This is a genomic window from Sinomicrobium weinanense (genome assembly GCF_018863395.1).
Lineage (GTDB): Bacteria > Bacteroidota > Bacteroidia > Flavobacteriales > Flavobacteriaceae > Sinomicrobium > Sinomicrobium weinanense.
On sequence record NZ_JAHKRR010000005.1, the window covers coordinates 74530 to 96402 of the forward strand.

A 21873-nucleotide genomic window follows, 5' to 3' on the forward strand; every position below is an offset into this window, starting at 1 on the left:
CAAGCATTTCCCGATAGGGGGATGTCTAAAAATAATTTTTAGACATCCCCACTCAAAGTGGCGGGGCTGAAAGCATACAGCCTGTTCAGCACCCGCATTATTTCAGGGCAAAAAAGGTGGAATGACCGGGGGTGCTATCCGGGGCACAGATCAACAGACATCCGGTGACGCTACCGTTATTTCCTCCATTTATCTTCCAGCAATTTTATAAAATAGCCGCCCACAACACTCCTCGCCTGGAATCCCCTGACATCACCGCTGGAGGTGAAATGCCAGTCGCTCATGGGCACCCTGTCTTTTGTTTCCGTAGCAAAAGTGTAAACCGGGTTTGCCAGTTTCCGAAAACTGGCCCCGGAATCGGTCAGGGTGGCCGTCCATAGTATCCAGTCGGATTTAGTATAGTCGGACCTGTTATCAAGGGGCAAGCCGTATTTGTTCTGATTTTTGAGGTACCAGGCTATTTCCTTTTGGTATACTTTTTCCGGGAACAGGTCCAGGTCCAGCACCTTGTCCCAAACCAGGTTGTATTTCTGGCTCCAGGTGTTCTTATCGTCAAAGGTCAGCGCGTAGTGGTCCCCGGCATCGGCCAGGGCCATCCATTTTTTGGTCATTCCTTTGGCCATTGCCGTATATTTTTTGGCCACATCCTTATGCCCCAACTGATCTGCCAGGTAGCCGTAGCATCCTAAAGCGACAATGGCTTTTACGGAAAGGTTGGCATTCCGGGCCAGGTGACCGGCAAAGTCGTCGGTACATAGTTGATTTCCGGGATCAAAGCCTTTATCTGCCAGGTAATTGGCCCAGGTGGTCAGGGTCTTCCAGTGCTTTTTTGCATAATTGGCATTACCTTCGGCCCTTGCTATCGCTGCCGTAAGGATGATCATGTTCCCGGATTCTTCTACAGGCATGGGTTCGCCGTATACCACACCGTTTGCTTTCGGGTAAGTTCCTATATCATGGGCCGGGAAGGGTTCGTTATACCTGCCGCTTTCCGTATAATGGAAAATCCCGGTAAGCATGCCTCCCATAAGCCGAGGATTGTACATAAGGTACAGCGGGGCCGACGGATAGGTAACATCTACGGTATTGATGCAGCCGTTACTGAAATTCTCTTTAGACAGGAACAGCAATTCCCCGTCGGGGCTCTCCACCAGTTTATGTGCGGCAATACTCTGCCGATAGCCGATCTCGCACAGTTTAGCGTATTTTTCCCCTCCGGCAGCCGCTGCTTTTTTACGGAGGTCGCTGTCAAAATCACTGCATTTTTTTATCACTTCGGCATATTCGGTATATGCCTTGTCCAGTTCCTTCCCGATGGTGTTTTTTCCGTCCTTGTTCCACCAGGGGCGGAGGTTTTGTTCAAAATACTGAATGGAATATATATCGTCATATCCCAGCAATATCAGGTGCTCTTTTTCAGAAGTGATCTTTTCTTCGGGGAAAATAGTGTTCAGCATCAACTGCTTTCCTCCTGTTTCTGATTTTCCGGAATTTTTAACGGAGACAAAGTTATCGATAGCTTCCCTGTCCGAAGTTATGTTCTGGCTGACACCCGCCGTTTTTGGAGCGGCTACATACATATACCCCCAATCGATACGGAGGTTATCCCCTTTCTTTTCCAGGACCGGTTGTTCCTCGGTTCCGGCTTTTAGGTAAGACAAGGTCCCGGTGGAAGATGTTTCTGCAATTATCGGCTGCCCCGGGCTGTCAGATGCCAAAGCGGAGGATGCCCCGAAGTAGACCTGTACTTTATGGGGTTTGCCATCCGTAGGCCTGGTCTTTACGGAAATATAGGATACCGGCCGGGCAAAGAGGTCCAGGTCTTCCATAAGCAAAGGGGAAGTAAAGGTCAGGTCTACATCTACCGGGCCGCATTCCAGGCTGTACGTGGTTTGTGTCGCTGACATATCCAGGCTTTTCTGCCTGGCGGCCACAGCTTTATTCTGAGGCTCTATTTTCTCTGTTATCCCGGCATCCAGCCATCGCCCTCCGGCAGTGTTCCGCACATGGATGGCCAGCACATTTCCTTTTTCCTTCAATTTTTGCTGAATCGTTTTAGTTATTTCATAATATTTAAATTCATTGGTCCAGCATTCACATTGATACACTTCCTCTCCGTTGATATACACTTTTACATTATCGTCATGGTGGAGTTTTAAGAACAATTCGCCGGAAGGAACTTCGGAAAGGTCAAAAGTACGCCGGTACCACAGATCGGAGCTTTTCCAGGAGGTCGCGGCATTGTCATTGTCCCCGAACGGGGCTTTGGCCATGGACCAGCCGGAATCGTCATAATCTGTTTTTTTCCAATCGCTGCCAGGGTCGGTTTCTGTTATTTTTACCTGATAGGGTTTGCTGTCTGATGCAGGCAATATATCTTTATAACTTACACTTTCCTTTCCCAGAAAGCGATAGGTTTTACCATCTACTTTGATCAGGCCCAGCATGGACTGGTCGGTACCTGTCCAGTGCTTTGTGGGTGATGCGTTGATCTCATCGGTAAATGACCAGATGCTGAAATACGGGTCGTGCGTGACCAGCGGGTATGCGGGCGCCTGCCTCTGCTGGGCAAAACCTGCCTGGAGAAATAATATGACCGGCAGTATGCGGAATAGTTTTTTCATAGTGGGTGTTTTTTATTAAAAGATCGATTGTTATATCAGGGTATGTTTAAAAAACTTTGAAAACTGTCCGTCATTCTGAACTTGCACGCGCTGAGTGTAGCCGAAGTGTTTCAGAATCCCATCCCGCTAATCGAACAGTTGGGGTGAGACCCTGAAACAATCCTTCGATTGTGCTCAGGGTGGCAGTTCAGGGTGACGTAAAGATTGTTTTTAAATATGCTTTTATTGGTTATTTGCTTATTGAAAAATGATATATGGAAACGGTATGATACTTCTCTCCGGGATTCAATATTACAGACGGGAAATCCGGTTGGTTGGGCGCATCGGGAAAATGCTGTGTTTCCAGGGCAAAAGCAGTTCTGAAATCGTCCGTAGCACTGCTTTTGAAGATATTTTTTCCCTGCATGAAATTACCGCTGTAAAACTGTATCCCGGGTTCTTCTGTATAGACGTTCATTGTAATGCCAGTTTTGTCCCCGACCATGGTGGCAGCATGGGTCATCCCTTTTCCGGCGGTACCGTTCAGCACAAAATTATGGTCATAGCCTTTTCCATGCTTTAGTTGAATGTTATCGGCTTCTACGCGTTCTCCTATGGTATGAAAATCCGTAAAGTCAAAGGGCGTGCCTTTTACCGATCTTAATTCACCGGTGGGGATAAGGCCTTCGTCTACCGGGGTAAATTTATCGGCATAGAATTTTACACGGTGTTGCAGGACACTGCCGCTGCCTTCTCCGTTTAAATTAAAAAAGGCGTGATTGGTGAGGTTTACGGGGGTGGGGTTATCGGTAGTGGCTTCGTATTCCATTTTCAGGCTGTTATCGGCCGTAACGGAATAGGTGACCCTGACTTCCAGGTTGCCAGGGAAGCCTTCTTCCATATCGGGAGAGGTATACCGGAGTACGAGTGTTTTACTGTCGGGCTGTTCTGCATCCCACACTATATCCTGGAACCCTTTTACCCCTCCGTGCAATGTATTTTCCCCATTGTTTACAGGAATGGTGTATTCTTTCCCGTTCAGGGTGAATTTTCCCTTTGCAATACGGTTGCCCACCCGGCCGATGGTGGCTCCGAAATAAGGCTCGGTGGAGTTGATATATCCTTCAACGTCCTTAAAACCCGTTACCACATCAACCTGATCACCGTTCCTGTCCGGAACCCACAGGCCTATCACCCGCCCTCCGTAATTGGTAAAGGCGGCTTTTATGCTGTCGTTCTCAATCCAGTAGAGCTTAACCTGTTTACCATCCACTACCGTATCGAAAGCCTTTTCTTCCAATACGGGGCGGGCGGTGTTTTCCTGTACTGATGCGGACGCTTTCTTTTTTGCAGCCTGGTTGCAGGCTACAAAACACAGGGCCAGGGTTAGCAGTAGGATTGTGTTGATCTTTTTCATGTTTTTTGTTTGGTATTTTTGTTATTGGGTTATGAATTTTGCTTGCCCCCCTGCCCCCTACTTCGACTTTAGTTTATCCTGAGCTTGCCGAAGGGCACAGCACATCGCCTCAAGGGGGGAATTATTTGTCTTTATTTCTTTTGGGCTTCAGTGGTGGTGTTGAGTTTTTTTATAAGGTTGGTTTCGTCTTTTCGGTAGGGAGTGCCGTCTTTACGGAATATGTCGTGAAACCATTCTACGGGTTCTTCCCCGCTATCGATAGGGGTGTTCCAGGCATAAATGGTATTGGTCTTTCCGTTTACGAGTCCCCAGTTGATGGCTCCTATGTTCTCTTCTTTAAGCATGGGCATGATATTGGCGAAACGGCTGTTGCGGGTACGGGCCATGTATTCGGTACAGATCATCGGCCGTCCGTGGCTTTTTAACAATTCCAGGACCCTCCTGTGATCTTCGGGGTCGCCGTAGTTGTGGTAGGTAATAATATCGGAATGGAGCGCCTGAAACGCACCAAGGTCCGTTAATCCCCAGGACCACAATCCGGCGGACAGAGGTTGGGAAGGATTGACTTCCCTTGCCCATTTAAATACATTTTTCAGCAATGGCAATGACTCATTTCCCTTGCTGTCGTTGCCCGGTTCGTTGTAGAGGTCCCACAACAAAATACGTTTATCGTCCTTAAAGGTAGTAATAATGTCCTTTACATATTTTTCCAGTCCAGGGAAATTCTTTTCTTCTCCGGAAGCCGGGTTTCCCGGGTCCTGTACCCATCCGGAATTATGGGTCCCGGTTTTGGGTTCGGGCTGTTTACCGATCTTCGGGGTCTTGCCCCATACGTCATCGAAAATGACGAACATGGTTTTTATACCGTGCTTGTCCGCCATATCCAGGTATTTGTTTACCCGTTCCTTAAAGCCTTCGGGACCGGCCTTGTAGGCCAGGCTGTGGAGGTAGACCCGCATGGTGTTCATGCCTATGCTTTCGGCATATCCAAGTTCACGGTCTATGGTTTGGGGGGCGAAGGTCTCTTCCTGCCACATTTCGAGCTGGTTAATGGCGGTGCTGGGAATGAAGTTCGCCCCGTTTATCCAGGCGTGCTGCTTATACCACTCCTTTGCCTTGTCCACCGACCATCTTTCTCCTTTCTGTTGTGCTGCGGTACTGCATACGATGGCCAGTAGCAATACTAATGCTATAGGTTTTCTGATTTTCATATTAAAATTATTTGGTTACGGGTTTAACACCGTTGTTTAATGAAAAAGTATCCGTTTTTGTCCTTCGTGCCCGGCGGCCTTAAAATTCCAGTTTTTCGACCGGGGAAAAGATCATGTCCTCTACCCCGCTTATCTTCACTCCTATACGGGCAAAGACGTAGTTCCTCACATTGTCTTCGGGGATCTCTGCCGAAACGTTCACGGCCCCAAGGTCATTGATTTCCGCATTGGCCCCGGCATAGTTCTCCTGATCGTTATCGGATACGAAGTTTGTACCGTTGAGATAGAGCGTTACCCTTTCCACATTCTTAGCTTCCTCCCCGGTGATCACCTGTTCTACACTGCACGAAGCCTGTACCGTATTTCCGGAAAGGGAGAACTGTGCGTCCCTCACCGTGTAATAGGGGGTTACTTCCACATCCATCGTCATGTCCCCTTCGAGGGTGAAAAAGATGGTGTCTAACTGTTCTTCACTTATGATCTCTGTGCGGAACGGACCGGCATTATCGGTAAAGACCAGTTTATATACGCCGTCAAACAGCCTGGCACTAAACGAGCCATCCTGATTTACAGGTACGCCTATGGCTCCCGGATCCCCGTATCCGGGTTGCCACAACTGAAAGCCAACTTCGCCATGCCGTACCTGAAGAGGTTCTCCTTCATACACCACCCTTCCGCTGAAATAAGTTTCCGGATCGTCAAAATTGTCAATGCCACAGGAGGCCAGGCACAGGACAACAAGATATGCAATACTATTTATTTTAAGTGTTTTCATCTTTGTCATTTTAATGATTGGGATTTTTTACGATCTTAGAGTTATTGTTGAGTACATCCTGTCCTATCATGGAGTAATAGTTACCGAAACGGAAGCGGTCGGATGCCGTTACACGGCTGGGCCTGACTATTTTAAAAATATATTTTTCGTGGTCGGGATCTCCCGGGTCGTGAATTTTATAGGGCCACAGACCGTAGGGCTGGGTGAGCGGTTTGGTAGCACTGCCAATATTCTGAGTAATGGCAGGTGCTGTGATCTCCGCACCATCCATCACGATATGGGCAATTCTCCAACGCTTGATATCAAAAAAAAACAGGCCTTCGAAAGCGAGTTCTACGAAACGTTCGTGCGCAATTCTATCAAAAGTAATATCACCAGAGGCAAGGGGCACTGTAATCCCGGCCCTTTCCCTGAGCCGGTTCATATATTCAGCGGCCACATCGGGTTGCCCGAGTTCAAATGCTGCTTCCGCGGCGTTCAGCAATACCTCTCCGAAACGGTAGCGGATAAACCATACATCGCTCTGTACCCCCCGTTGGCCTGAGCCGTCTTTGGGGTCCAGGTATTTACGGATATAGAACCCTGTTTGCGCCACGTGCTCCAGCCCGTCAATAGGGCCGTCAAAACCTACCACCTGTACGTTGTTCCCGTCTATATTTTTACTTTGCCCCCTGGAATCACCGCTTACCACGCTACCGTCGGGCATCTGAAGTCCGGCTAATATATCTACGGTCTTCCCCTTAAATGAAGAACCGGGTACTATCACGGTACCTTCCAGACGGGCATCCCTGTTCATGAAGATATCTTTTACACCGTCGTAAACAATATATTCACCCGAAGCATCTTTATTGGGGATAGGGGCAAATTCCCCGTTAAGCGTTTCAAAAGCCTGGACCAGGTTCAGGGAGGGATTAATGCGCCCCCCTTCTTCTTCTTCGGCACCGAAACGGGGTTGGTTGGATATGGTGAAACCGTGTCTTTTACCCGTTTGCAGCTTGTAATCTTCTACAAAAATGGCTTCCGGGTTAGTTGCTTTATCATAGAAAATACTGGCAAAGTTATCGGCCAGGTCGTCCGGTTTTTTCTGATAGAGGCCATAGGCCCCGGCTTCGCCGTTGATGATCTTTTTTGCTGTATTCAAAGCTGTGGTATAATAATCGTTGGCCCGGTCTTCGGGAATTCCCACTTCTCCCCCCGGAAGGGACACCTGGGGAGTGGAAGCTCCGTATTTGGCTATGGATCCTGCATAAAGCGCTGCCCGGCATTGCATGGCCAATGCAGCTCCCATACTGGCCCTCGACTTGGTATTGGCATCCTGGGGCAGAATGTCTTTGATCTCCTCTGCTTCGTTTATGACAAAATCGTAAATCGCGGCTTCAGTTTCCCTGGGATGTTCCAAATACGTAGGGTCCCCGCTATAATCATACTCCAGGGGTTCCAGGATAAGGGGTACTCCTCCCATACGCGTAACCATGGAAAAGTAACAGGAAGCTCTTAAAAACCGGGCTTCCGCTAAAAAACGGTCTTTTATGTCCTGCTCTAATCCTTCGGAAGCGGTAACTTCGTTTATAAAAATATTCAGGTCACGGATATAGCCATAATTCCAGGTGCCCCAGGAGCCAAATCCCCAGCTGTTATTCTCAAAGTTTCCGTAACTACCGTTATCTGACCAGAAGGCCAGGTTAAAACCGGAAAGGGATTGCCAGTTCTCTACGGTTCTGAAATCGTCATACCTGCTGTACAGGTCCGCCAGAATAGACAGCGTCAGTTCATAACTGTTGTATGCCTTGTCGTCGGGTATGATCTGTGTGGGCTCCCGGTCCAGGAAATCATCGTCATTACAGCCGGCAGCTAACAAAACCAGGGCCAACAGGGTATATATATGTTTTTTCATCTTGATTCTTTTTTGCATTATAAAGAGATGTTTACACCTAGGTTCACAAACTTGTTGGGCGGGTATTCCAATCCGTTAGATTCCTTGATCTCCGGGTCTATCCCGAAATCAGACAGGTTATCGATGGAGAAAAGGTTATACCCGTTCACATAGACCCTGAATTTTTGGATACCGACCTTTTCCAGGAGTTCCTTCGGGAGCGAATAGCCCAGTTCCAGTGTCCTTGCCCGAAAGTAAGTGACGTTATGCAGCCAGTAGGTAGAATTTCTATAACTGCTTTGTCCGCCATCGTTGAACCGGAGTGGCGGGTATTTTCCGGGTATCCATTCACTGTTGGCATCAAAGGGGTCGGCCCTGTGCCAGCGGTCCAGGAAGATCTTGTTGAGGGCCCCTTCGTTCTGAAAGGGGGTCCTGGTTTCCCATTGCTGGCTCCAGGAATACCCGGAGGCACCAGAAAAATCGGCTGTGAGATCAAAGCCCTTATAAGCCATGCGCAGGCTGAAACCATAGTTGATATTGGGGTTGAACGAGGTGTACCCTATTGGCCTTTCGTCATCCCCGGTGATATAACCATCTTTGTTCAGGTCTTTATAAATAATATCCCCGGGCAGCAATGTAGCATTTCCCCTGCCGTCTATATTAACGGGATAATTATCTATTTCTTCCTGGCTCTGAAACTGTCCGTCGGCGATCAGCCCCCAGAAGATATGCTCATACCTGCCTTCGCGCCGGGCACGGTATTCCTGCAAAGAATTGCGGTAACGGGGTTTGTAACTGTCTAAAAACTTACTTCTGGAAACGGAGGCATTTCCGCTTACGGTGAAAGTGAGTTCGCCGAAATTTCCGGAATAGGACAATGCTCCTTCTATGCCGTAACGGGCATCGCTGTTTACGTTTTCGTCCGGCAGGGAATATCCCACTTCACTGGGGATAAGGATATCGTACTTTCTTCCCCGCAACCCGGTCCGTTTCCTGTAGAAATATTCGAATGACCCGTTGAGTTTGCTGTCGAACATATAAAAATCGGCACCTATATTGGTGATCTTACTTTTAAACCAGGTAAAGTTGGTAATAGGCAGGCCCCGGTTCCTGGAACCCACCACGACATCCCCATCGAGAATAACCTGCGAGGTATTATAGTTATAGCCGCTCAGGTAATCGTAGGCTCCGAGCCCGGTGACATCCCTGTTATCATCGCCCAAAACACCGTAAGAGGCCCGGAACTTCAGGTCGTTTAACACCGTGTTCTCTCCCAGGAGATTCTGCATGAACTTTTCGTCAGTGATCCGCCACCCTCCGGAAACAGATGGAAAGAAACCTGTTCTTTTCCCGGGGGCAAACATCCACGAGGCATCGCGCCTGCCGGACAGCTCCAGATAGTACCTGTGCTTCCAGTTATAGCTGATACGGCCTATATATCCTATCCTGGCCTCTTCATTGTCACTGTCGTCAAAAGTGTCCATATCCTTAAAATAGATCAGCGGAAGGTCGTTGTTATCGGGAACGGAATGTACCCACTGGCGTGTTTCCCGGTCTTCTTTCCGCTCTATCACAAAAAAGGACTCTATATTGTGATCGCCAAAGGAATTTTTATAGTGCAGCTGTCCCTGGTACAACTGCCGGAAGACCTTTTTGTTTTCGCGTTCCCTCCAGGGATTGGTACTTCCTCCCGTAACTTCGTAAGTGTCTGTATCGGGACGGTAGGTGTAGGCTTCGTAGGTGTATTCATGCCCGTCCAACACCCGGTCTGCCAGGTAATAGGAATACATTCCCTTAAGCGTAAGGCCATCTATATAGGGAATATCATATTCTCCGGTAAAATTGGCCTGGATAACCCTCCAGGTATCGAGTGAATATCCTCCGATCTTCTTATTGTGCAGGGCCCAGTTGGTCTCGTTATGGCCAATGTCGTTCAGATATTCCGGATTGTCATTGGCATAGGGGCGTTCAAAGGGGCGGTTCCGCAAAATGGCAAAACGCGGAAGCCAGTAATCATCTGCTCCCGGAATACCCGGCCTGTCCCTGACCTCTATCCGGCCATTGATCTGTGACCCCACACGCAGACGCTTAGAGATATTGGCATCGATACTACTTTGAATATTGGTCCTTTCAAACCGGAATTCCTTGCCCAATACGGCCTCCTGTTTTAGTTTTGTGGCCGACAGGTAATAGTTTATTCTATCAGAACCTCCTGAAGTACTGATATTGATACTGGTCAAAGGGGCATTTTTCTTAATGATAAAATCCTTCCAGTTAAAAGACTTATATCCTTCCTCCGTTCCTATTCTGTATTTTTCCAGTTCTTCGGGTGTAATGGCGGTTTCCCCGTACTGATTGACATCCGCCTCGGCCTTCATCAACATCCACTTATAGGAATCGTTGACAGGTTCGGGGAACCTCGACCAGTTTTGCCACCCGGTATAGGCATTGATGTTTACCGTATTTCGGGAACCTTTTTTACCTCTTTTGGTAGTTACCACCACTACCCCGTTCGCTGCCCGCACCCCGTAAATGGCTGCGGAAGCATCTTTTAAAACGGTAATACTGGCAACATCATTGGGAGCGAGATTATTGAACTGCCCTTCGTCCTGGGGCACGCCGTCTATAATAAACAAAGGGGTGCCCATATTACGGATCTGTACAGAGGCACTTGCCCCCGGACGGCCATCGGACATACGGAAGGTGACCCCGGGTATCTTTCCGGCCAGTCCGGAGCTTACCGTAGCCCCGCCGTGTACATTTTCGAGATCATCGCTGGTAACCGTGGCAATGGACCCGGTAAGGGATTTTTTTTCCTGGGACGAATATCCCGTAATGACCACTTCGTCGAGTTCCTGGGCATCTTCTTTAAGGACCACATCTACCCTGTCCTTTCCGTTTGCAGGGATCTCCTGACTGATGAAGCCCACGTAAGAGAAGGTCAATATATCCCCTTCCTGTACGTTAATAGCATAATTGCCATCAAAATCAGTAGTGGTGCCCTTCGCTCTCTCTTGGATGACTATATTCACCCCCGGCAGAGGTGTCCCTTGTTCGTCCTTTACCGTACCTTCGACAGGTCGTTCCTGTGGTTTTTCCTCCGGCTTTTTTTCGGGAGGCGGGGGAATGGCTACCCTTTTCACTGCTATGGTGTTATTTTTTTGCAGAAAGGAAAGCCGGGCTTTTCTGGATATTTTTCCCAGGACAAAGGCTACACTCTTGTTCTGTGCCTCTATGGTTATTTTTTCCCTGAGATTGCTGACAAGCTGATCTTCATAGAAGAAGACGAAATCGGTCTTGCGCTCTATGGCTTTCAGGGTCTCCACTACGGAGGCGTTCTTTAAATTAAGGTTGATATAAACATTCCTGATATTCTGTGAAGTCGCCCTGGATGCGAAAGTCAGACCCGAAAAGATCCAGATGCCCAGTATGGCAGAGCGTATAGTCATAGCAATACATGCCTTGACAAGATTATTTTTCATAATTTTGTGAAGATTAAATGAAACTTCGGTTTTGTTTGGTTCAGGCCTTCTATCAATTGCGTCAACAGTGGTAAGAGGGCCTTTTTTGATGATGGGTTCAGGTTTTGGTTCTCATAGTTGGTCGATTTATTAGCGTATGGTTTTTATTTGCCTGTACAGCGCCTGCCACTTATGGTTACACTGCCTTCCGTTATTTTATAGGTTATCCCCAGTGCGTATTGAAAGGCAAGCAACACGCTGGACAGGCTCTGGTCTTTGTGCTGCCCGTGAATGATGCAATGCTTTAGTTCCGGGTTTTCGAGTATTACTTTTATACCGTACCATCGCTCCAGCATTTTGGCGGCTTCATCCAGCGGGGTCTTTTCAAAGGACAGTATTCCCTCTTTCCACAGGGCTATGCTGGCCACATCCACTTTCCTACGGGTCCAACTGTTATCCCCTGGCTTGTAAACGGCTTCCTGGCTGGGATTGAGCAACATTCGTTTTTCTTTCCCGGGGTCATCGCTGGTTCCCGTATTTTCCTTACTCACCTCTACCAGGCCCGTGGCCACAGATACTGCCACTTCATCCTCACTTTTATAGGCTTTTACATTAAAGGAGGTCCCCAATACTTTGGTGGTCAGGTCTCTCGCTTTTACAATAAAGGGATGATCTTTGTCTTTTACTACTTCAAAAAAGGCCTCTCCCCGCAGGCTAACTTCCCTGGTATCGCCGTAAAAGTGTTCTGGGAATATCAGTTCGCTGTTGGAATTAAGCCGGACCACAGTCCCGTCCGGCAGGGTTACGGTCGCTTTTTTTCCGTTGGATATGTGCTGGGTGATCATGGTCGCCGGGGGCGACGGGGGTTCAATATTATTATAATATATTGTTCCGGCAATCCCCAGGAACAGTATCAGTATTGCTGCTGCCTTATAATACCTCAACCCTGTCTTTTTCTCCGGGCTATGTATCCTGTTCCTTCTATCGGTTTTTTCCATCAACTCCCGGAAACGGGCCCCGACGGCTGTATCCTGTTTAGCGATGTCAGCGCTTTTTTTTAATTCTTCCCAATGGGCGTCCATCCATTGCTTTAGCTGGTTTTCCGACCCGGACTCCCTGATCCAGTCCATCAGGCGGTTATATTCTTCTTCGGTTATTGTATTTTTACGAAATTTCCTGAATAATCGCTCTATATCCTTTTCCCTGCTCATTTCCGGTTTTTATTTGCTATAAATATGAGGACGGACCACGCCTGTTTTTTTTCGTCATACACTTCTGCCCCTCCTGCTTAAACAACACACGTAACTCTATAAAAAGTCCCAATTAAAAAATGATTTTTCTAAGGAACTGTCTAAATTTCATCCATGAAAGCCAAGTACATGACAAAAAACTAATTTTGTTATACGAGTGTACGAGTTATCAACCTCCATCCATATACCCGAATACCCGAACACTCGGATACCCGATAAGATGCGTCTTTCCTTATGGTAATAAATACGATGTCAATTGAAACAAAAATATTGTCATGTACTGAACCATGAAAGGACACGGATATCTCTTTATTCCCTGACGGGATAGACCGGAAATTCGGTTATCCTGAGGGTGGTACAGCCATAGGGAATAAGGCTTATTTCCTCTACGGTATTTACATTTTTGAAATTCCGCCAGAAACCGGGCATTACCGGAACTCCGTTTATGGCTTTCCAGTCGTCCGCCTTTACGCCTTTTAATCGTAACTCAAGGGGGGCATTTTCCAGGTTCCACGGATAACTTCCGTCCCAGTCGTGTTCTACCACCTCTATGTTTTCAGCGGGGTTTTCCAGTTCAGGCTCCACCAGGCCGTAGTTCCAGTCCCCTGCCGGATAAAACTCGAAGAACTCCCGGTAACCGTCATCCCTGTCCTTCTTTCTTTTTTCGTGCGGTATTTTCAGCGCATACACCAACGGGCCTCTTTCCACGGCGACAGAAAACTCATACCATTTAGAGGTCTTTGTTTTCATGGGCAGTTTTAACACGATCTCATCACCTGTTCTCCACTCCCTGTCAATCACGGCTATTTGGTTGTTTACGGGTGCACCCACAACTTCTCCGTTCACGGAAATGACCGGGTTTTCGGCCCAGGAAGGGATTCGAAGGTGAAAGGGGAAAGCGGAGGTCTCCGAAAGCGTTAATTTAAAGCTGACGGTTTCCCGGAACGGAAATCCGGTAGTTTCGCGAACTTCCAGGTCGACATTGTCTCCCACCTTAAGACTGACCCTGGCCGGGGCATACTGCAATGCCGCCACTCCCCCATCCTTCGTAGCGTAAAACAGGTTTTGTACAAACTTGGGCCAGGACTGGTGCATATTGGTGGTACAGCAGGTATAGCCGGTGACCGTTCCGAACACAAAATCGGTATGCTGATGATTGTGCGTTTCGAAGGCGGCATCGAGCCGGTCGCTAATCTCCACCTGGTTGGCGGCCTGAAAATACTGTCTGGACATATAGTCGTCCGAAGCCTGTGTCGGCAAGGCGTTGTAGGTGATCTTTTCGAGCAGGTCGGCAAACTCCATATCGCCGGTGATCCGGGTCATGGCCTCCAGGGAGAACATCATTTCAGATACGGAACAAAACTCTATCCCCCGCACGGGGTTATTGCCGTGGAGCGGTTCGTCCCCGCCGTACATTCCCTGAGGCTGGCCATGGTATTTTTTGATGTCACGGAGTGCTTTTTTAACAGCCCGGAGATATTTTTCGTCCGTATCTTTCTGGTAACGGATCACTGGTTCTTTGATCCCCTGTGCCAGGTTTACCGTATGTATTCCACCCATTTTGGAGAGGGAAATTCTACTGATCTCAACAGAATCGAAAGGGTAATGTACTCCTCCGAAAGACCAGGGGACCCCGGGGTCCCCGCTCTTGTCTTCACCCAGGAAAATTCCGGTCCAGGGAAAGGTTTGCTCATGGATGATATCTCCCAGCTCCAGCAAAAATTCATCCCCGGTAATATTGTACAGCCAGTAGACCACCTGTAAGTTATCCCCTCCCCGTCGATTGGCCCAGAACGATAAATAATCCAGTGGTCTTTCAGGCAGTTCTTTTAACTGGTATTTAAAATATTCGGTGAGTGTGGTTATCACTCTTTTATCTCCGGTTGCTCCGTAATACTGTTTCAGGATCTTCAGCATGATCATCTTGGGCCACCAGTCTTTTCGCGGGCCCCGTTGAAGGCCCGGCTCATATTCGGGTTCTTTCTCAAACGGAACAGGACCGAGGTACCCGTCTTCAGCCTGGTTGTTCAGGGTCCATTCTATCCAGGGGCGGACTTTTTCCTTCAGGGCGTTATCATCAAGGATATAGGCCAGGGGAAGCAACCCGTCTATCCAGTAGGGCCCTCTTTCCCAGCCGTCACCGTCACCGCCCAGCCAGCCGTTCCGATCTCCTACGACTTCCGGATAGATGGAATCGAGCTTCCCGGTCATGCCGTTGGCCATGCGCTGCAATTGTTCTTTAAGCCAGCCTTCGGGACGGATCGTTCCCAATGGGAGTTCCAGATAAGGCCGTGGTTCCAGAGGGGCCCGGTTTTGCAGATAATTGACCTGGGGTGAATGGCTTTTTTCCGTAACGGTAGTTTTTTGGTCCCCATCCCCGCAGGATAGCAGGGTCAGGGAAACGGCAAAGCAGGTAAGTAGTTTTTTCATATGTTTAGTTTTTGGACGGGGGGACGGATGACCGGTGACCGGTGACCGGGGCATACAACTGTCATTCGTCTTTATACATAACACACTTAACTATCCTGAAAGTCCCAAGGTTTTTTAAAATAATTTTGATTTTTGATGTTTTAAGTTCTCTTCCCGTAAGGAAAACGGGTTAAATTCGGCAGGGTGAGAATTTATTTCTGGTTCAGACTCCTTTGTCAATCAAACAGCAGCACTAGAAAAAGCGGTATAAAGACAACAGGAAAAGCAGTTTGATGGTGCTTTCCAGATGGGGGCGCAACTGTATTTTTATGGTTTCAAAGGTTTTCCAGAGGTGATTTTTTACGGTTTTCGGAGAAATTCCCAGGATATCGGCAATTTCGGCATTGGTCTTACCCTCTTGCCTTGACATGATATAGATAGAACGCTTTTTACCGGGCAGGTGGTTTATAATATCGTCCACGATCTCGCGATATTCAGAAAAGATCACCTCGGTTTCGACATCTTCCTGCAGGAGGGATACGTTTTTCCAGAGCTCGTCCCTGATGGCTGCCCGTTGTGAAGCATTTCGAAGGTAGTTGAGCGTGCGGTTTCTCGCCATCGTATATAAAAAAGCACTAAAGGAACCGGACAACCTGATCTCTTCCCTTCGTTCCCAAACCTTGATAAATACTTCCTGGACGATCTCCTCGGCAATGTATCCGGATTTGGTATAGGAAAAAACAAAACCATACAGCCTGGGCTCCATAAGTTCAAAGATGGCCCGAAAGGCCGAACGGTCTCCTTCGCTAAAACCTTTTAGCAATTTTTTGCTTATTATTTCGCTGCTGGAACTTTTCACGGGGGACTATTTTCACGACGGGCATAAACTTAGTGAACAATTAAGTTTTTAACAAAATTAAATTCAATTTTTTATCAATATCACGTTGTTAGCTCTATTTTTTATAAATACCACAATTGCCCATTTTTTATTCTTCAGTAAATATCTCTATTTTCCCTCCTTTCCGGAAGAGTTCATGAGGAATGAAACAGGATGTCCGCACCTTGCCGTTAACCCGGATCTCCTTCAGTTTTCTCCCTTTGGAGGTCTTGTATATGGAAACGGGTTTATTTCCGTCCAGCCGGAGATTTACCTCATCAAAAACGGGCACTGTTGCCAGGTATTCCGGATCGGCAGGTGACAACGGGTAAAGTCCCATAGCTGCAAACACATACCAGGACGACATTTCCCCGGCATCGTCCATTCCCGCAAGGGCCAGTCCGTCCGCTCCTATGCCGTAATAATTTTCCAGGATATTGTCGATCACCTGTTGCGATTTATAAGGTTTACCGACAAAATAGTAGGCCAGCGGGGCTTCGTGATCGGGTTGGTTTCCGTGACAGTATTGCCCCATAAAACCGGAAACGTTCCTGGCGATGTATTCGGTATCCCACGGTATCGTAAAAAGGGAGTCCAGCTTGCTTTCAAAGGCTTCTTTGCCTCCGTAGAGTTTCACTAATCCGGGCATATCGTGCGGTACATAGAAGGAGAGTTGCCAGGCATTGGCTTCGCGGTACATGTATTCGTAATAGGGGTATTGTGGATTGAACGGGGTTATCCATTGCCCGTTTTCCAGTTTTCCGCGCATAAAGTTTACGGAAGGATCAAAGACATTGGCATAGTTTTCCGATCTTTTTATCAGGTCTTCGTAATGCACCGAGTCATTCATCGCTTTGGCAAGCTGTGCAAGGGCATAATCGTCATAGGCGTATTCCAGGGTCTTCGACACCCCGGCTTTTCCCTTGCTTTCCACATGGGGATCTTTAACCTGCGGATCGGAAATGTATCCCTTTTCGATGTATTCGGCAATAAAGGGCCTCGTCCCTCCTTCTTTGTAGGCGTTGTTGAGCAGCAGCTCATAGGCCTTTTCCAGGTCAAAACCGTCAATCCCCCTTAAATAGGAGCCGGTGATAAAGGGCGCGGCATGGTCTCCGTGAAAAAACGTGGGAATAAAATCCCTGATCTTTCCCCGGTCTACAAGGGAGCGGATCACATCACGGGTAACATCCGGGGCTACGAGCCCCAGCAACACCAGTTTGTTCCGATAGGTATCCCAAAGCGAAGGGATGGTGTAGTACCGGAAATCTTCTTTCCTGCGTTTTCCGGATTCATCAGTAAACTCACCGTTGCTATCACTGCGAAGGGCCGGCCACAGGAATGCCCGGTACAGTGAAGTGTAGAACAGTTCCTTTTCCCTGGGGGTTCCCCCGGAGACCCCGATAGACGAGAGCAATTTTTCCCATGTATTTTTTCCTTCGCTGCGGACCTCATCGAGCGTCTTGTTCCCGATCTCTTTTTTCAGGTTATCCCTGGCATTTTCACTGCTTACAAAAGACAGGCCTATCCTCAGGATAACAGCTTCATCACTGTCTTCCAGTTCGGCCAGGGCATAGCCGTTGCTTTCTCCCTTGTCCATGATCTCGATGTTTTCGATATCACTGTTCAGCGTAGCAAAGAAATATATCTTTTCTTTCCCCATCTGTTGAAAACCACTGAGCCTGTTTTTGCCGATAAGCCGGATGTCCCAGTCAGAAACGCGATTGTTGGCCTTTCCCAGGTCGAGAAGTATTTTCCTGTCTGCCGGATTTTTAAACGTGTATTCGTGGATCCCGCACCGCAGGGTAGAACTGAGCCTTACCCCGACATTATAATCCTTGAGAAACACCTGGTAAAAGGCCGGAGAGGCTTGTTCTTCCTTGTGGTCAAATGCAGATTTAAAAGGGTATTCTGCCTTTCCCGAAACAGGCAATACCGGGATATTACAAAGGTTCCAATGCCCTTTGTTGGTATGGGTAAAACCCAGTATTTCCGTATCTTCATATTCATACCCCGCCCCACTGCCGTACTCGGTAATGGGACTGAGCTGTACCATGGCATTGGGCAGGGAAGCGCCGGGATATACCAGCCCTGCCCATACCCGCCAGTTTTCCGGAGGTGTATAGCCTATGACCTCCGGGTCTGTAAGTGGTGCCGTGCCGATGAACGGGTTTACGTATGATGTTAATCCGGCTTCACCGGTTTCATTGTCACGAGGTTGTTGTTCCGGGTTATTTTCCCCGCAGCCGGTGCACAAAAAAAATACCGTGAGCAGGATGGCCATCCCGCTTTTAAATAAGGCTTTCATGAGTTTGGTTTTTGGTTGGTCTGTACTGTTACTACCCCAGTAATCCGGGTTGTTTCTGATAGGTTTCCCAAAGGAGCTCCCCGAACAGGGTATTGGTCCAGGCAAACCAGGACCGTGTAAAGTTCTTCGGATCGTCCTTATGGAAGGATTCATGCATAAACCCGGTATCCCCGTGAGTGGATTTCAGCATTTTTATACACGCTTTTATTTCTTCGCCGTCCGTACTGGTAAGCCCCCGCATAATGATAGACATGGGCCATACCATATCGATCCCTATATGAGGCCCGCCGATACCTTCTGCCGTCTTTCCTTTAAAGAAAAAAGGATTGTCCAGCGACCATACGAATTTTCGCGTATTCCGGTACACCGGGTCGTTGGCATCCACGGCATCGAGATAGGGTAAGGCCAGCAGGCTGGGTACATTGGCATCGTCCATAAGGAGATGGTTGCCGTAACCGTCGACTTCAAAGGCATAGATATCCCCGTATTTGGGATGTTTTACTATACCGTATTCTTTCAGTGCAATGTCCACTTCCGAAGCCAGGGTTTTCAGTTCGGCTGCAAGTGTTGTATCTCCTGTTATGGCCTCTACCATTTCCGCAGCCTGTTTTAAACTCACTACGGCAAAAAAGTTGGAGGGTATAAGGAAGGAGAACACGGTGGCATCGTCACTGGGCCTGAAGGCAGAACATATCAATCCCACGGGATTTACGGGATAGCCATAGCCTTTGAGTGACCTGGTATCGGTGGCGTTTGCCGTTTTCCTCTGGAAGGAATACGGGCCGGGGCCGTCTTTTTGCTGTTGTTCCTTAAAGACTTTCAATATGGCCCTGATCGCATTTTCCCAATCTTTATCAAACGGGGAAGTGTCTTTGGTGGACTTCCAGTAGTTATACCCCAGCCTTATGGGATAACACAGGGAATCTATCTCGTATTTGCGTTCGTGCACCCCGGGTTTCATATCGGTTAAATCGCTGGTCCACTCTCCTTTTTTCTGAGGATCATCATAAAAGGCATTGGCATAAGGATCCTTGAGGATATACCGGGTCTGCCTGTTTATAACGCCGGCGATAAGGTCTTTCAGCTTCTTGTCCTTATCCACAAAAGCCATATAGGGCCATACCTGTGCAGAGCTGTCCCTGAGCCACATGGCATCGATATCGCCAGTGATCACGTAGGTGTCTGGTTTTCCGTTCTTTGTGCTAAAGGTCACTGTCGTATCCAGCGTATTCGGGAAACAGTTGTTGAACAGCCAGGCCAGTTCTTCATCCTTGACATTTTTCTGAAATTCCCCGATGGCCTTTTCTATGGCAGTGCTTTCAAAATGTCTTTTGCCTTTGGGTGTTCTTACTACGGGAAACTGTTTTTTTAACGGACTTGCGGCCAGGTGAACGGGGTCTACCAATGTCAGACCTCCCAACAGGGCCGTGTTTTGGATAAATCTTCTTCTTTGCATTTTGTATATTATGTTGAATAGTATTTGCTTTTTAATTGGTCATATGTATTAACATGATGACATGAAACTGGGAGGCCCCTCGTTTGTGCTACCAGTTGCTCCCTCCCGTTTGGCAGGACGTTTTATCTTTTTTGGTAAAACGATTTAGCATTGAACTCATAAAGGATTTTACGATCCTTATAGCATCCTGTAAATATACGATTTCTCCGGCAGGTTCCGTCAGCTTACCTCAGGAAAGGAGTGATCTTATTGGCCCAGATCTTATATCCCTCACCGGTCATGTGTAAACCGTCTTCAATAAAAAGTTCTTCACGGGGTACCCCGTTTTCTGAGAGCATAGCTGGCCAGACATCTACAAACCGGAGTTGTTCTTTCCGGTTACAATATCGGTTCATCCAACGGTTCAGGCGAAGGTATTTCCGTTGTCTTTCTACCCGCTCTTTCTGTAAAGCCGGTTTTACGGAAATGATGTAAACCTGTGTATCCGGCATTCGCTTCCGCACTTCCCGAAGTACTTTTTTAAAATCCCTTTTTACCCGCCCTACGCTTTTGCCCCAGGCGATATCGTTATCCCCTTCGTAGAGAAAGAGTTTTTCTAGCGGGTGGCGGAAGATCAGGTCTTCCATATAATAAATGACATCGCTCATCTGCGATCCTCCAAAACCGCGGTTCAGGAATTTATGCCCGGGGAAATACCGGTCGATATCCTGCCACATCCGCACCGACGAACTTCCTACGATCAGGGCATCGTAATCCCGTAGGTCCAGAGTATCGGACTCCTGGCGGAAGGAAGCTATATCTCCCTTAAAACGATCTGCATCCTGGCTGTACGAAAAGGTGTTTAATCCGAAAAAAAGGAGCAGTACAACTATTTTTTTCATATACCTATATTTTTAAAGCACAGGGATCTTATACCCATTGTGATAGGATGCCGCTATCAGCTTGTCGGCATCACTGTCGTTAAAATTCTTCTTAGATGCATCCCAATAGATCTTCTTGCCTGTACGATAGGCAATATTGCCCATCTGGGAGAAGACAGCAATATGTGCCCCGGCTTCCACAGGGCAATGGAGCAGGCTTTTGTCTCTCTGCTGTACAGCCTCGATAAAGTTGACGGCGTGCAGGTCCAGCCCGTTATCTACCTTCTTTTGGAGCGGCACGGCTTCCATCCGGTCTTTCTCGGGGATGACCTCCCATCCGTCGCGGTTGAGCACCAGGGTTCCCTTATTCCCGATAAAGGCTACACCGTGATTACGGCCATAAGGGCCTCCGTCTATACCATTGGCGTGTTCCCACTGGACGTTGAAGTCGTCAAATTCAAAAACGGTGGTCAGTGTATCGGGGGTTTCAGCAGCATCGTCGGGATAGGCGAACTTTCCGCCGGAAGCCATGACAGATCTCGGTGTGGTCGCTTTCATACCGATCAGGGCATAGTCGAGCATATGGACGCCCCAGTCGGTCATCAATCCACCTGCGTAGTCCCAGAACCAGCGAAATTCAAAATGAAAACGGTTTGGGTTAAAGGGGCGTTTTTCGGCAGGTCCGAGCCATCCGGCATAATCCACTCCTTCGGGTGCAGGGCCGTCCGGTTTTACGGGGATGCTCTTCATCCATCCCTGGTAAGCCCATGCCTTTACCAGGCGTATTTCGCCCAGCTTGCCGGAATGTACAAAGTCTACGGCATCCCTGAAATGTTTCTGGCTGCGTTGCCATTGCCCTACCTGTACGATACGGTCGTACTTCCTGGCGGCTTTGACCATGGCCTCACATTCTGCAATGGAGTTCCCCAGGGGTTTTTCGACATACACATCCTTCCCGGCAGCACAGGCGTCTATCAGTTGCAGGCAATGCCAGTGGTCCGGTGTACCGATAACCACCACATCCACATCTTTAGCGGCCAGCAGGTCTTTGTAATTGCCGTACCCCTTGGGTTTTATGCCCTCATCGGCCAATTCTTTCTTTCTTTTGTCCAGGACGTTTTTGTCCACATCGCACAGGGCGGTGCATTCGGTGTCCGGGTGTTTGAGAATAGCTTTGAGGTCGGCCCAGCCCATGCCATTGATGCCTATGGCCCCTACGCGTATTTTTTTCTGCGCCCCTGGCATTGCCATGGAGAAGGCCGAGGGAAATGTGGCCCCCACCCCCACCGCAGCGGTAAATGCAGCGGATGTGCGGATAAAGTTTCTTCTGGAATTTTTCATAAATAATACAGTCTTAGCAGGTAAAATATTTCCAT

At 48.2% G+C, this 21873-nt stretch carries 13 protein-coding genes; all 13 read right to left on the bottom strand.

Going from position 1 to position 21873, the window contains the following annotated elements; genetic code table 11:
• Positions 1-176 precede the first annotated feature (176 nt).
• Positions 177-2624, bottom strand: a complete 2448-nt coding sequence (locus tag KN811_RS15375; RefSeq protein WP_187966240.1) for a glutaminase family protein — start codon at positions 2622-2624, stop codon at positions 177-179.
• Between the two features lie 229 nt (positions 2625-2853).
• Positions 2854-4020 (bottom strand): aldose epimerase family protein, encoded by a 1167-nt coding sequence (locus KN811_RS15380; protein ID WP_187966241.1) that lies wholly within the window; start codon positions 4018-4020, stop codon positions 2854-2856.
• 131 nt (positions 4021-4151) lie between these two features.
• Positions 4152-5231 (bottom strand): cellulase family glycosylhydrolase, encoded by a 1080-nt coding sequence (locus KN811_RS15385; RefSeq protein ID WP_187966242.1) that lies wholly within the window; start codon positions 5229-5231, stop codon positions 4152-4154.
• A 79-nt stretch (positions 5232-5310) separates the two neighbouring features.
• Positions 5311-6006 (bottom strand): DUF3823 domain-containing protein, encoded by a 696-nt coding sequence (locus tag KN811_RS15390; protein ID WP_187966243.1) that lies wholly within the window; start codon positions 6004-6006, stop codon positions 5311-5313.
• A 10-nt stretch (positions 6007-6016) separates the two neighbouring features.
• Positions 6017-7900, bottom strand: coding sequence for a RagB/SusD family nutrient uptake outer membrane protein (locus KN811_RS15395; protein WP_187966244.1), 1884 nt, complete (start codon positions 7898-7900; stop codon positions 6017-6019).
• 17 nt (positions 7901-7917) lie between these two features.
• Positions 7918-11361, bottom strand: coding sequence for a SusC/RagA family TonB-linked outer membrane protein (locus KN811_RS15400; RefSeq protein ID WP_247716521.1), 3444 nt, complete (start codon positions 11359-11361; stop codon positions 7918-7920).
• A gap of 143 nt (positions 11362-11504) precedes the next feature.
• Positions 11505-12551, bottom strand: a complete 1047-nt coding sequence (locus KN811_RS15405) for a FecR family protein (RefSeq protein ID WP_187966245.1) — start codon at positions 12549-12551, stop codon at positions 11505-11507.
• Positions 12552-12899: 348 nt separating this feature from the next.
• On the bottom strand, positions 12900-15020 hold the full coding sequence (locus KN811_RS15410) for a beta-L-arabinofuranosidase domain-containing protein (RefSeq protein ID WP_187966246.1): 2121 nt from the start codon (positions 15018-15020) through the stop codon (positions 12900-12902).
• A gap of 232 nt (positions 15021-15252) precedes the next feature.
• Positions 15253-15858 carry an RNA polymerase sigma factor gene (locus KN811_RS15415; protein WP_187966247.1) on the bottom strand — a complete coding sequence of 202 codons (606 nt, stop codon included), beginning with the start codon at positions 15856-15858 and terminating at the stop codon, positions 15253-15255.
• 127 nt (positions 15859-15985) lie between these two features.
• Entirely contained in the window at positions 15986-18181 is a 2196-nt protein-coding gene (locus KN811_RS15420) for a GH92 family glycosyl hydrolase (protein ID WP_216334881.1), read from the bottom strand.
• Between the two features lie 31 nt (positions 18182-18212).
• A complete protein-coding gene (locus KN811_RS15425) occupies positions 18213-19637 on the bottom strand; it encodes a glycoside hydrolase family 125 protein (protein WP_187966248.1) in 1425 nt (474 codons plus the stop codon).
• Between the two features lie 224 nt (positions 19638-19861).
• Complete coding sequence (locus KN811_RS15430) at positions 19862-20518, bottom strand: GDSL-type esterase/lipase family protein (RefSeq protein WP_187966249.1); 657 nt, start codon at positions 20516-20518, stop codon at positions 19862-19864.
• Between the two features lie 12 nt (positions 20519-20530).
• Positions 20531-21838 (bottom strand): Gfo/Idh/MocA family protein, encoded by a 1308-nt coding sequence (locus KN811_RS15435; protein ID WP_187966250.1) that lies wholly within the window; start codon positions 21836-21838, stop codon positions 20531-20533.
• Positions 21839-21873: the final 35 nt, after the last annotated feature.